This window comes from Comamonas composti DSM 21721 (assembly GCF_000429845.1).
GTDB lineage: Bacteria > Pseudomonadota > Gammaproteobacteria > Burkholderiales > Burkholderiaceae_C > Comamonas > Comamonas composti.
Window position 1 is genome coordinate 133,181 of record NZ_AUCQ01000002.1, and the last position, 12,822, is coordinate 146,002.

General features: G+C 64.3%; 13 protein-coding genes. 9 read left to right on the forward strand and 4 right to left on the reverse strand.

The annotated features are described in order from the left end of the window. Nucleotides 1-69 precede the first annotated feature (69 nt). Both G486_RS0102340 and G486_RS0102345 read right to left on the reverse strand, forming a co-directional pair. Entirely contained in the window at nt 70-936 is an 867-nt protein-coding gene (locus tag G486_RS0102340; protein WP_027014083.1) for a lysophospholipid acyltransferase family protein, read from the reverse strand. After that, a complete protein-coding gene (locus G486_RS0102345; protein WP_084454987.1) occupies nt 933-1,784 on the reverse strand; it encodes a lysophospholipid acyltransferase family protein in 852 nt (283 codons plus the stop codon). The genes G486_RS0102340 and G486_RS0102345 overlap by 4 nt, the downstream gene beginning before the upstream one ends. 131 nt (nt 1,785-1,915) lie before the next feature. Here G486_RS0102345 and metK point away from each other — a divergent pair, with 131 nt between their 5' ends. The 4 genes from metK to G486_RS23330 all read left to right on the forward strand — a co-directional run bounded on the left by metK (nt 1,916) and on the right by G486_RS23330 (nt 5,926). Further along, nucleotides 1,916-3,097 carry a methionine adenosyltransferase gene (gene metK, locus G486_RS0102350; protein WP_027014085.1) on the forward strand — a complete coding sequence of 394 codons (1,182 nt, stop codon included), beginning with the start codon at nt 1,916-1,918 and terminating at the stop codon, nt 3,095-3,097. Nucleotides 3,098-3,299: 202 nt separating this feature from the next. Further along, nucleotides 3,300-5,375: a carbon starvation CstA family protein gene (locus G486_RS0102355; protein ID WP_034386410.1), complete on the forward strand. Its 2,076-nt coding sequence runs from the start codon at nt 3,300-3,302 to the stop codon at nt 5,373-5,375. A 15-nt stretch (nt 5,376-5,390) separates the two neighbouring features. Further along, nucleotides 5,391-5,600 (forward strand): YbdD/YjiX family protein, encoded by a 210-nt coding sequence (locus G486_RS0102360; RefSeq protein ID WP_027014087.1) that lies wholly within the window; start codon nt 5,391-5,393, stop codon nt 5,598-5,600. A gap of 152 nt (nt 5,601-5,752) precedes the next feature. Further along, entirely contained in the window at nt 5,753-5,926 is a 174-nt protein-coding gene (locus G486_RS23330) for a DUF1328 domain-containing protein (RefSeq protein WP_027014088.1), read from the forward strand. A 350-nt stretch (nt 5,927-6,276) separates the two neighbouring features. On the opposite strand, the gene G486_RS0102370 is transcribed toward G486_RS23330, so the two are convergent. Then, nucleotides 6,277-6,960 carry an NUDIX hydrolase gene (locus tag G486_RS0102370; RefSeq protein ID WP_027014089.1) on the reverse strand — a complete coding sequence of 228 codons (684 nt, stop codon included), beginning with the start codon at nt 6,958-6,960 and terminating at the stop codon, nt 6,277-6,279. 7 nt (nt 6,961-6,967) lie between these two features. Beyond that, the gene (locus G486_RS24235) at nt 6,968-7,117 is read right to left on the reverse strand and encodes a hypothetical protein (protein WP_169728571.1); all 150 of its coding nucleotides are present in this window, start codon (nt 7,115-7,117) and stop codon (nt 6,968-6,970) included. On the opposite strand from G486_RS24235, the gene G486_RS0102375 reads away from it, so the two are divergent. The 5 genes from G486_RS0102375 (at nt 7,116) to G486_RS0102395 (ending at nt 12,765) form a co-directional block, all read left to right on the forward strand. After that, the gene (locus tag G486_RS0102375; RefSeq protein WP_027014090.1) at nt 7,116-7,940 is read left to right on the forward strand and encodes a cysteine hydrolase family protein; all 825 of its coding nucleotides are present in this window, start codon (nt 7,116-7,118) and stop codon (nt 7,938-7,940) included. The genes G486_RS24235 and G486_RS0102375 overlap by 2 nt on opposite strands. A gap of 67 nt (nt 7,941-8,007) precedes the next feature. After that, the gene (gene pncB / locus G486_RS0102380) at nt 8,008-9,198 is read left to right on the forward strand and encodes a nicotinate phosphoribosyltransferase (protein ID WP_027014091.1); all 1,191 of its coding nucleotides are present in this window, start codon (nt 8,008-8,010) and stop codon (nt 9,196-9,198) included. Nucleotides 9,199-9,382: 184 nt separating this feature from the next. Further along, nucleotides 9,383-11,083 (forward strand): NAD+ synthase, encoded by a 1,701-nt coding sequence (locus G486_RS0102385; protein WP_027014092.1) that lies wholly within the window; start codon nt 9,383-9,385, stop codon nt 11,081-11,083. Nucleotides 11,084-11,096: 13 nt separating this feature from the next. Continuing rightward, nucleotides 11,097-12,230: a bifunctional nicotinamide-nucleotide adenylyltransferase/Nudix hydroxylase gene (locus G486_RS21345; protein WP_051303033.1), complete on the forward strand. Its 1,134-nt coding sequence runs from the start codon at nt 11,097-11,099 to the stop codon at nt 12,228-12,230. A gap of 55 nt (nt 12,231-12,285) precedes the next feature. After that, nucleotides 12,286-12,765 (forward strand): GNAT family N-acetyltransferase, encoded by a 480-nt coding sequence (locus tag G486_RS0102395; RefSeq protein WP_027014093.1) that lies wholly within the window; start codon nt 12,286-12,288, stop codon nt 12,763-12,765. The last annotated feature ends 57 nt before the right edge of the window (nt 12,766-12,822 follow it).

Consider the following 12,822-nt stretch of genomic DNA (forward strand, 5'->3'; position numbering starts at 1 on the left):
TCTCATCAATGCTGAAGCCCAATAGGAATGAGCGCTACCCGCTATCAATAAAGTGGGTGCAGAGCGGCTTCAGTACAGCGAGGCCTCTGCCTCGGGCCGGGTCTTGAAGCGCTTGTGCACCCAGTAATACTGGGCCGGCATGCCGCGTATGGCCTGCTCCAGCTCACGGTTCATGCGCGCCGTATCGGCCTCGGCGTCCTCGGTGGGAAAGTCCTGCCAGGCGGAGGTGATCTCGGCCACATAGCCCTCGGGCGTCATGCGCGTATACATGCCCAGCACCTTGGCCCGGCCCAGGCGTGCAAAGCGCGACAGCGAGGGAATCGTGGCCGCATTCACGCCGAAGAAGGGCACGAACACCGAGTCGTTCCTGCCAAAGTCCATGTCGGGCAGCAGATACAGCAGCCCGCCCTTGCGCAGGCTGGAGATGATGGGCTTGACGCCATCGGCGCGGTTGAGCATGCGCACATCGCCAAAGCGCTGGCGCCCGCCCATGAACCAGTCGTCGAGCACGGGATTCGGGTTGGTGGAAAAAATCGAGGTGAAGGGCCGCGTGGTGTGCAGCGGCAGGGCCAGGCCGCCTGCATCCATGCCGTAGAAGTGCGGCGCAAACAGAATGGTCGGCGTCTCGCCATCGAGCTCGTGCACCGCGCCCTGCAGCTTCACGCGCCGCTCCACCACCTCGCGCGGCGCCGACCACAGCCAGCTGCGGTCCAGAAAGGCCTGACAAAAGACGATGAAGCTCTGCCGCGCCATGGCCTGGCGCTCGGCATCGGACAGCTCGGGAAAACACAGCTGCAGATTGCGCAGCACCACCCGGCGCCTGGGCGCAACCAGCACGAACAGCAGCCGACCCAGCACCGCGCCCAGACCGCGCAGCCAGGGCAGAGGCACCCAGGCCAGGGACTGCATCAGCCATACGCCTATGCGCGCACTCATGGCGCCACCTCCTGCACCGGGGCTTCGCGGCGCGGCTGCTTGTAGCGCGCATAACCCCAGAGATACTGCTGCGGACACTGGCGAATCGTGGCCTCCATGGCCTCATTGATCTGCTGCACGGCAGGCTCCAGCTGATCCAGCAAAGGCACGGGCAACTCCTCGAAATACAGCACATAGCCCCGGCCCCAGGACAGGCGCTCGCAACGCGCCAGAATGATGGCGGCACCGGTCTGCAAGGCCAGCCGGGCGGCCAGCGTCATGGTATAGGCCTCGCGGCCGAAGAACGGCGACCACACCCCCTGGCCCTGCGGAGGAACCTGGTCGGGCAGCAGGCCCACGGCCGCCCCACGGCGCAGCGCCTTGATCATCTGGCGCACGCCGGCCAGCGTGGTCGGCACGGCCTGGACCCCGGGGCGGTTGCGCGCAGTCTCCATGATCCTGGCCAGCCAGGGCTGGCGCGCAGGCCGGTAAAGCACGGTGATCTCGCCATGCTTTTCCCTCCAGCGCCGCGCCGCAACCTGCACCGACAGCTCGAAGCAGCCCAGATGCGGCGTCAGAAAGACCACACCCTTGCCTGCGGCAAATGCCTTGGTCACGCAGGCCTCATTGACCATGCGGCAGTTGGGCAGCTTGCCCAGCCACAGCCTGGGCAGCTCTGCAACCATGCGCCCGGCATGGGATACGGCCGAGCGCACTGCACCAAAGCCATAGCCGGCCTGGCGCGCATTCGCCAGAAAGCGGCGCCTGTAGGTCGCCGAGCCCGCAAAAGCGAGCCAACCCAGCAGCACGCCCAAAAGGTGCAGCAGCCCTAAAGGCATTGCTGCAAGAAGTCGATACAGGGAAAGCATTAAACTAGGAGGGTCGCTGAGTTAACTGAGCAACTTGCAGAGCGACCTTAAACAATTCTGCTAAAGCGTTCGCCAGAGCTCCTGAGCTTGGGCAGCGCCCATCAAAAAGCCAAAGCAAGGAGTTTATTCATATGGCGAACGATTTTCTTTTCACCTCGGAATCTGTTTCAGAAGGTCATCCCGACAAAGTGGCGGACCAGATCTCCGACGCGATCCTGGACGCCATTCTCGCCCAAGACCCCCACAGCCGCGTGGCTGCAGAAACCCTGACCAATACTGGGCTTGTGGTCCTGGCCGGCGAGATCACCACCGGCGCCAACGTGGACTACATCCAGGTGGCCCGCGACACCATCAAGCGCATAGGCTACGACAACACCGACTACGGCATCGACTACAAAGGCTGCTCGGTGCTCGTGGCCTATGACAAGCAAAGCCAGGACATCGCCCAGGGCGTGGACAAGGCCAGCGACGACGAGCTCAACACCGGCGCCGGCGACCAGGGCCTGATGTTCGGCTACGCCTGCGATGAGACGCCCGAGCTCATGCCCGCGCCGATTTACTACGCCCACCGCCTCGTGGAACGCCAAGCCCAGTTGCGCAAGGACGGCCGCCTGCCTTTCCTGCGCCCCGACGCCAAGAGCCAGGTGACCATGCGCTATGTGGACGGCAAGCCCCACAGCATCGACACCGTGGTGCTGTCCACCCAGCACAGCCCCGACCAGTCGGAAACCGCCACCAGGATGAAGGCCTCGTTCACCGAAGCCATCATCGAGGAAATCATCAAGCCCGTGCTGCCCAAAGAGTGGCTGCAGGACACCAAATACCTGATCAACCCCACGGGCCGTTTCGTCGTGGGCGGCCCCCAGGGCGACTGCGGCCTCACCGGCCGCAAGATCATCGTCGACACCTACGGCGGCGCCTGCCCCCACGGCGGCGGTGCCTTCTCCGGCAAGGACCCAACCAAGGTGGACCGCTCGGCCGCCTACGCTGCGCGTTACGTGGCCAAGAACGTGGTCGCCGCCGGCCTGGCACGCCAGTGCCAGGTGCAGGTGGCCTACGCCATTGGCGTGGCCCGTCCGATGAACATCACCGTCTACACCGAAGGCACGGGCGTGATCCCCGATGCCGAGATCGCCAAGCTGGTGGCTGCGCACTTTGACCTGCGCCCCAAGGGCATCATCCAGATGCTGGACCTGCTGCGCCCGATCTACGCCAAGACCGCCGCCTACGGCCACTTCGGCCGCGAAGAGCCCGAGTTCAGCTGGGAGCAAACCGACAAGGCCGCTGCGCTGCGCGCGGCTGCAGGCTTGTAAGCCCCGCCCAAAAAGCGGCTCAGCCAGACTCACACCTCAAGCCATCTGTCCCTGGACAGATGGCTTTTTTCATGGGCCGGCCCGATGGCGGCCCACAACCCGCCTGAGGAAAATCAGAAGCCTCCGATGAGCAAAACCCTTTAAGCTTTCGAGCTGTTGCAGCGAGTACTAACAAACACATCAAAACCAAGGAGGTTTGAGAATGCAGCAGCAAGAAAAATCAGGCTGGCTGGGCCATGCGGGCTGGATGGCCTTGGCTCTCGTCGGTGCCGGCTGCCTGGGCGTGGTCGCGCTCAGGCGTGGGGAAGCCATCAACGCCATCTGGCTGGTGGCCGCCGCCGTCAGCATTTATCTGGTCGCCTACCGCTACTACAGCCTGTTCATCGCCGACAAGGTGATGGGGCTGGATCCACGCCGCGCCACACCGGCCGTGCTCAACAACGACGGGCTGGACTATGTGCCCACCAACAAGCACATTCTGTTCGGCCACCACTTTGCGGCGATCGCGGGCGCCGGTCCGCTGGTCGGCCCGGTGCTGGCCGCGCAGATGGGCTATCTGCCCGGCACGCTATGGCTGATTGCGGGCGTGGTGCTGGCCGGGGCCGTGCAGGATTTCATGATTCTGTTCATCTCCACGCGCCGCAACGGCCGCTCCCTGGGCGAGCTGGTGCGCGAGGAAATGGGCCAGGTGCCGGGCACCATCGCCCTCTTCGGCGCCTACATGATCATGACCATCATCCTCGCAGTGCTGGCCCTGATCGTGGTCAAGGCCCTGGCCGAGAGCCCCTGGGGCATGTTCACGGTGATGGCCACGATTCCGATCGCCCTGTTCATGGGCGTCTACATGCGCTACATACGTCCGGGGCGCATCGGCGAGATCTCCGTCGTCGGCCTGGTGCTGCTCATGCTCTCGATCTGGGCTGGCGGCAAGGTCGCGGCCGATCCGGTCTGGGGCCCGGCCTTCACCTTCACGGGCACGCAGATCACCTGGATGCTGATCGGCTATGGCGCCGTGGCCTCGGTGCTGCCCGTGTGGCTGCTGCTGGCCCCGCGTGACTATCTGTCCACCTTCCTCAAGATCGGCACCATCATCGGCCTGGCGCTGGGAATTTTGTTCGTCGCGCCCCAGTTCAAGATGCCGGCGCTGACCCAGTTCGTGGACGGCACGGGCCCGGTGTGGAAGGGCAGCATGTTCCCCTTCCTGTTCATCACCATCGCCTGTGGCGCGGTCTCGGGCTTTCACGCGCTGATCTCCTCGGGCACCACGCCCAAGCTGCTGGACAACGAGGTCAACGCACGCTACATCGGCTACGGCGGCATGCTCATGGAATCCTTTGTGGCCATCATGGCCCTGGTGGCCGCAAGCGTGATCGAGCCCGGCGTCTACTTTGCAATGAACAGCCCCGCAGCCCTGGTCGGCAGCGATGCCCAGAGCGTGGCGGCCGCCGTGAGCAGCTGGGGCTTTCACATCACGCCCGAGCAGCTCGAGCAGGTTGCGAAGGATGTGGGCGAGCACACCATCCTCGCGCGCGCCGGTGGCGCGCCCACACTGGCCGTGGGCATTGCCTTCATCCTGCACCAGGTGCTGCCCGGCGAGAACACCATGGCCTTCTGGTACCACTTCGCGATTCTGTTCGAGGCCTTGTTCATTCTCACTGCCGTGGATGCGGGCACGCGCGCGGGCCGCTTCATGCTGCAGGATCTGCTGGGCAACTTCGTGCCCGCGCTCAAGAGAACCGACTCCTGGGGCGCCAACCTCGTGGGTACCGCAGGCTGCGTGGCCATGTGGGGCTGGCTGCTCTACCAGGGCGTGGTCGACCCGCTGGGCGGCGTGAATACCTTGTGGCCGCTGTTCGGCATCTCCAACCAGATGCTGGCCGCGATTGCGCTCATGCTGGGCACCGTGGTGCTGATCAAGATGAAGCGCGGCCGCTATGCCTGGGTCACGGCCCTGCCTGCTGCCTGGCTCGTGGTCTGCACCACGGCCGCCAGCCTGATCAAGCTGCTCGACCCCAACCCCGCCGTGGGCTTCACCAGCCTGGGCAGAAAGTACAGCGAGGCCATCGCCTCGGGTCAGATCATTGCGCCGGCCAAGAGCCTGGAGCAGATGCAGGCCATTGCCTTCAACGCCTATGTGAACGCCACGCTGACCGGCATCTTCCTGCTGGTCGTGATGAGCGTGCTCGTCTACGCGGTCAAGGTCTCGCTTGAAGCCAGCCGCAACAGCCAGCGCAGCGACCGGGAAACCCCGTTCAAGCCCATGCCCCAGAACGTATAGCCCAGGGAGAAAGCCATGTTCAAGTTCGATCAGCTCAAGCAGGCCGGCAGCTATCTGGGCCAGGCCGCGCGCATGATGGTCGGCATGCCCGACTACGGCACCTATGTGCGCCATATGGAGCAGACCCACCCTGGCCAGCCCTATATGAGCTATGAGGAGTTCTTCAAGAACCGCCTCGATGCGCGCTATGGCGGCGGCAAGGGCCGCCCCATACGTTGCTGCTGACTGCACGGCCTCTTGAAAAAAGCATGCCAGGTGCATGCTTTTTTCTCATCCACGGCTGGATCTCTCCTACAAGGACTGCGTCCAATCCCTCACCTGCTGCCGACTGCGGCTCCTTCTAAGCTGTATGCACTGACAACAAACAGGAGCAAGCCATGCTTAAGTGGGCCATCATTTTTGCCGTCATCTCCCTGATTGCGGGCTGGTTGGGTTTTGGTGGAGTTTCGGCCGGCGCCGCAGGTATCGCCAAGATACTGTTCTTCGTCTTTATCGTCGTGACCGTGATCTTCGTCGTCCTCGCCTTGCTGGGTGTGGGCGTCGTGAGTTGACGAGGCTGCCTGCATGAAAAATGCCTGCATCGCGCAGGCATTTTTCATGGTCCACACCCTGCCCGGAACGTGTTGCGCGCTTAGAACGTGTTTACGATCTCCTCGGTGCCGCGCCAGTGTCTGTGCGGGATGGGATACAAGGCGCGACACCGCAGCAATAGCCGTGCTATTGCGAGGATTCGCAACGCTGTAGACCGCCCGCAAAGACACTGGCCCGAAGGGTTGGAGCGAAATCGGGCGATTTCTTCGCGCTGTGGCTTGCTTGTACCCCGGTGCAAGCTGCGCCCCATCGCTTTGAACTCATCCCGATTGCGCTCCAACGCGACAGCGTAGAGATCGTAAACACGTTCTTAGAGCCCGCGCACGCTCAGCGCCAGCTCCTGCCTGAAGGCCGGCCTGACCCGGTACAGCTGGGCCGGCCTGTGGGCGCCGCCGCTTTGCATGGCGCCGGGCACGGCCTCGAGCAACTGCATCTCCTCCATCTTGCGCCGGAAGCTGACCTTGTTCAGAGGTTCGGCAAGCACGCTTTCATAGACCTGCTGCAACTGCGGCAAGGTAAAGCTCTCTCCACAAAAATGCACGGGCAGCGAGGAATACAGGCTTTTGCTGCGCACGCGCTCCAAAGCCACCTCGACGATGGAGGCATGGTCAAAAGGCAGCTGCGGCAGCGCCTGCACAGGCAGCACCCAAAGGTCCTCGCGCTGCACGGGCAACTGCTGCAAGGGAATGAGCGCGCAATAGGCAATCGCCACGGACCAGCCGCGCGGATCACGCGCCGGCCCGGTGAAGGTGGCCAGCTGCTCCAGGTACGCATTCTCGATACCCGCCTTGTCACGCAGCACGCGCGCCGCGCTGGCCTTGGCATCTGCATCCTCGCGCGGATGGATGTAGCCGCCGGGCAAGGCCCAGACTCCGGCAAACGGTGCACGCGCGCGCCGCAGCAGCACGATGTGCAGCGCGCGCTCCACCAGGGTCAGCAGCACCACGTCCACACTGACCAGCATGCTTACATGCACTTCATCTGTTTGGTTCATTTTTTTACTAAGCAAATGATTGCAGCACAGAGTATGCCATCACAATAACAAAATGAATAATTTCATCATCCATGGCTTTTTCATTTTTTATCCAATAACTTAGTTGCAAAATAAATCTAACAAACCTAGACTTGACGCCATCAACGGAGAGAGCCATGAACCGCACCCAACTGCTTGCCATCGATCCCCAGAACGATTTCTGCGACCTGCCCCAGAGCTTCTGGCCCGCGCCAGACCAAGGCCCGGCCCTGCCGGTGGCCGGGGCCCATGAGGACATGCAGCGCCTCGCGGCCTGGATTGCGCGTCAGGGCTCCAGACTGGACGCGATCAGCATCACGCTCGACTCTCACCAGGCCTACGACATCGCCCACCCGGCGTTCTGGCGCCAGGCCGACGGCAGCGCCGTCCCACCCTTCACCCAGATCTCGGCCGCCCAGGTTCGCGCAGGCCACTATGTTCCGCGCGATGCGCGCGAGCTGCAGCCCGGCCTTGCCTACCTCGATGCGCTGCAGGCCCAGGGCCGCTACCAGCTCATGGTCTGGCCGCTGCACTGCGAGGTCGGCAGCTGGGGGCATTGCGTGCATGCCGATGTGCTCGCAGCCTGCCGCCGCTGGCAGGAGCAGGACCTGCGCACCGTACACCATGTGTTCAAGGGCATGAACCCCAGAACCGAGCACTACAGCGCCATCTGCGCCGAAGTTCCCGACCCCGAAGATTCCTCCACCGATATCAACCAGGAGCTGCTCGCCCGACTGCGCGCCAGCGAGACCTTGGTGATCGCGGGCGAGGCCAGCAGCCACTGCGTGCTCGCCACCACTGAGCACATCCTGCAGCACTGGGATGGTGACAAGGCCCGCCTGGTCTTGCTCACCGACTGCATGAGCCCCGTGGCCGGCTTCGAAGATGACCACGCCCGTTTTCTGCAGCGCATGCGCGAGCTGGGTGTACGCTGCGAAACCAGCACCAGCTTCAATATTTAAGCCCAATACCCCTCAAGCGCTTGCTGGACAAGCGCAATACGCTCCTGATTTTGAAGAGAGCCAAGGCATGACACCGATCATCACCAGCCTGCTGGACACCGACCTCTACAAGTTCACCATGTGGCAGGCCATGCTGCACCGCCATCCACAGACCGAGGCCGAGTACGAATTCGTCTGCCGCACACCCACGGCGTTCGCGCTGGCCGAACTGCTGCCCGAGGTGGAGCGCGAGCTAGACGCCCTGTGCAGCCTGCGCTTTGCAGCCGACGAGCTCGCCTATCTGGCTGGGCTGCGCTTCATCAAGAGCGACTTCATCGACTTTTTGCGCATCTTCCAGTTCCAGCGCAGCTTCATCCGCGCCTGGGCCGAGGGCGACAGGCTGCACATCGTGGCGCGCGGCCCCCAGGTCCATGTCATGGGCTTCGAGATCTATGTGCTGGCCATCGTCAACGAGCTGTATTTCCGCCGCTTCGATGCCCGGGCCGCGCTGGCCGAAGGCCGCAGGCGCCTGGCACACAAGCTGGACCGGCTCAGGCAGCTGGCCGAAGAAGCCAGACTGCGCAACCCGTTCGAGCTGTTCGACTTCGGCGTGCGCAGACGCTACTCGGGCGCCTGGCAGCGCGAAGTCGTGCAGGCCTTTGCGCAACAGACCGCGCAGTGGTTCAAGGGCACGTCCAACGTGCTGCTGGCACGTGATCTGAACCTTGTGCCGATAGGCACCATGGCCCATGAATACCTGCAAAGCTACCAGGCCCTGGGCGTGCGCCTGCGCGACTTCCAGACGGCCGCGCTCGAGGACTGGGTGCAGGAATACCGCGGCGACCTGGGCATTGCGCTCACCGACACCGTCGGCATGGATGCGTTTCTGGCCGACTTCGACCTGTATTTCGCCAAGCTATTCGACGGCCTGCGCCACGACTCTGGCGACCCCCATGCCTGGGGCGAAAAAGCCATCGCCCACTACCAGAAGCTGCGCATAGATCCGCAGAGCAAGCGCCTGGTGTTCTCCGATGGCCTGGACCTGGATGCGGCGCTGGCCCTGTACCAGCGCTTTGGCGAGCGCATACAGCTGGGCTTTGGCATAGGCACGCACCTGACCAACGACATGGGACTCGACACCATCAACATCGTGATGAAGCTCACCCATGCCAACGGCCAGCCCGTGGCCAAGATCTCCGACTCGCCCGGCAAGACGCTGTGCAACGACGAGACCTATCTGGCCTATCTGCGCCAGGTGTTTCAGATCAACACCCCCTGAGACGCTGCGCGTCTTCCCCCTCTCTCGCTACGCGGGAGGGGGACGGCACCAGCGCGGCGGGAGCGGCCCTTGCGCGGTGCCCTGGCATGGGTCCGCGCCCGCTTTCGCATCGCGCCCTGATTTGGCCACGCCAGTTGTGTGAAATCCAAGCTGGCCTAGACACTGCATTTTTGAGGAGGCTTTTATGCTGCGCATCACCCTGGCCCAACTGAATATGACGGTGGGCGACATTGCCGGCAATACCGCCAAGATGGAGGGCGCGGCGCGCCAGGCCCATGAGGCGCAGGCGGATATGGTGGTGTTCTCCGAACTCTCGCTGTGCGGCTACTACCCCCAGGACATGCTGGACGAGCCCGCGTTTTTGCAGCGCTGCGAGCGCGGCCTGCAGGAGCTGCTGGCCGCCACCCGCCAATGGCCGGCCCTGCACTGGGTGGTGGGTGCCCCCACCGCCGCCCAAGGCCCGGGCAAGCGGCTGCACAACAGCCTGCTGGTGCTGCAAAACGGCCAGGTGCGGCTGCAATACGACAAGCAGTTGCTGCCCACCTACAACATCTTTGACGAGCACCGCCATTTCAAGCCCGGCCACGACGTGGCCAAGGTGCTGCGTGTGGGCGATGCCCAGGTAGGCTTTCTGATCTGCGAAGACGGCTGGAATGACAGCGGTGCCGACTATGCGGTCAACCCCTTCGAGCGCATGGCCGACGCCGCGCCCGATGTGGTCGTCAGCATCCATGCCAGCCCCTCCAGCACCGGCCGGCGCGAGCAGCGCCACCAGGTGTTCAGCGCGGCGGCCAGGCGCCATGGCCTGCCCATCGTGTTTGTGAACCAGGTGGGCGGCCAGGACCAGATCGTGTTTGACGGCGCCTCCTTCGCCGTGGAGCCCATGGCCGGCGTGGTGTTCGAGGCCGAGCGCTTTAGCGAACAGGTCGTCACCCTGCAACTGGAGCGCGGCTGCTTTGCCCAGGGCGACGGCAGCGTGCCCGAGCCGGTGGCGGCCCAGGGCCTGTCCACCATGGCGTTTTACCGCGCGCAAATCCAGCTGGGCCTGCGCGACTACGCCCGGCGCTGCGGCTTCACCCGCGCCGTGGTGGGTTGCAGCGGCGGCATAGACAGCGCCCTCACGCTGGCCCTGGCCGCCGAGACGCTGGGCCCGGACAACGTCACCGCCATCACCATGCCTTCGCGCATTTCCAGCAGCGGCTCGGTGGAGGACTCCGTGGCCCTGTGCCAGCAGCTGGGCATTGCGTTGATTCAGCACCCCATTGCCGCCCAGGTGGACGCCTATGTCCAGCAGTTCCAGGCCAGCTTTGGCCAGCCTCTTTCGGGTCTGGCGCTGGAAAACCTGCAGGCCCGCGTGCGCGGCACGGTGTTGATGGAATACTCCAACAGCTACGGCCATTTGCTGCTGACCACGGGCAACAAGTCCGAGCTGTCGGTGGGCTATTGCACGCTGTATGGCGACACCAATGGCGGCCTGGGCCTGCTGGGCGATCTGTACAAGACCGAGGTTTTTGCGCTGTGCCGCCACATCAACCAGGCCAGCGGCCGCGAGCTGATTCCCCAGGCCATCATCGACAAGCCACCTTCGGCCGAGCTCGCTCCCGATCAAAGAGACGAGGACAGCCTGCCGCCCTATCCCGTGCTGGATGAAATCCTCAAATGGCAGATCGAGGGCCGCCAGCTCGCGCGCGCCGAGTACGATAGCGCCAGCCGCTTTGTAGCGGATCTGCGCAGCCAGGCCGCAGGTGCCGAACTGGTGGAGCGTGTGCAGCGCCTGGTGTTTCGCAGCGAATACAAGCGCCGCCAGGCCCCGCCCATTCTGCGCCTGCGCCCGCGTGCCTTTGGCACGGGCCGGCAAATGCCCATAGCCGCGCACTACGCTTGAGAATACGCAACCCATGCCCGAGATTTCTACTTCCGCCAGCACCGTCAGGACCGTGGACACGGCCGTGCTCATAGGCCGCTTCCAGCCCCTGCACAACGGCCATATGGCCCTGCTGCGCGAGGCCCTGGCCCGCGCGCGCCAGGTCGTGGTGGTACTGGGCAGCGCCTGGCAGGCGGCCAACCCCAAGAACCCGTTTTCGTGGCAGCAACGCGCGCAGATGCTGAGCGCCGCCCTGCCCGAGGCCGATGCGGCCCGCGTGCACTGCACGCCCGTGCGCGACTACTACAACGAGCCGCTGTGGGTGCAGGCCGTGCGCCAGGCCGTGCAGGCCCATGTGGCAGCCGGCGCCAGCGTGGCCCTGGTCGGCCACTTCAAGGATGCGAGCAGCAGCTATCTCGCGCGCTTTCCGGGCTGGCAGTTGATCAGCCTGCCGCGCCTGGGCGCATTCGACGCCACGCCGCTGCGCGAGAAATACCTGGGTGCGACCACGCAGACGCAGATGGAGCAGGCCCTGGCCGAGCTGGCCCCCGACCTGCCGCCCAGCACCCTGGACTTTCTGCGCGGCTTTGCGCAAACGCCCATGTATGCGCGCCTGCACAAGGAGGCAGCCATGCTTGCGGGCTACAAGAAGGCCTGGGCCGCTGCGCCTTACCCGCCGGTGTTCGTCACCGTGGATGCACTGCTGACCTGCAGCCTCCAGTCCCGCCCGCATGTGCTTTTGATACGCCGCGCCCATGCGCCCGGCGAAGGCCTGTGGGCCTTGCCCGGCGGCTTTCTCGAACCGCGCGACAGCCTGTGGCAGTCCTGCCTGCGCGAGCTGCACGAGGAAACCTGCGCCAGCCTCGAAGAGCACGAACTGCTGACCGGCCTGCAATCCGTGCAGGTCTTCGATCACCCCGACCGCAGCCTGCGCGGACGCACCATCACCCACGTTCACCATATCGATCTCGGCGAGCGCAGCAGCCTGCCGCCAGTGCAGGGCGGCGACGACGCAGCCCAGGCCTGCTGGGTCGCGCTGGCCGGCTTGCAGAAGCTGGAAGAGCAGTTTTTCGAAGACCACTTCCAGATCCTGAGCCAGATGCTGCCGCCTTCCGGCACACCTTCGGTGCAAGCGCCAGAGCCTGCGCAAACACTCCTCAAACAATAGCTATCAGCGCTTGCCCCATAGGCGCTGGAGCACTTTTTCTCTTGAAACCCAGACCATGAGCCAACTCAATATACGCACGGCCACGCCCGCAGATGCACAACTCATACTCCAGTTCGTGCGCGAACTCGCCATCTATGAAAAAGCCGAGCACGAAGTGCTGGCCACGCCCGAGCATGTGCTGGCCACGCTGTTTTGCGAGCAGCCCTCGGTCTTCGGCCTGATCTGCGAGGCCGATGGCCAGCCCATAGGCTTTGCGGTCTATTTCTTCAACTACTCGACCTGGCAGGGCCGCCACGGCCTGTACCTCGAAGACCTCTACATCACGCCCGAAGCGCGCGGCCTGGGCGCAGGCAAGGCCATGCTGCGCCATCTCGCGCGCATTGCGGTGGACAAGAACTGCGGCCGCTTCGAATGGAGCGTGCTCGACTGGAACACGCCGGCCATCGACTTCTACGACAGCCTGGAGGCCCTGCCCCAAAGCGAGTGGATTCGCTACCGGCTGACCGGCGAGGCACTGCAAAAGCTCGCGGCCTGAGCCCCAGGGGCCTGGCGGCCCACGCAGCGAACGTCCATCTCAGGACGCGTCGAAGGC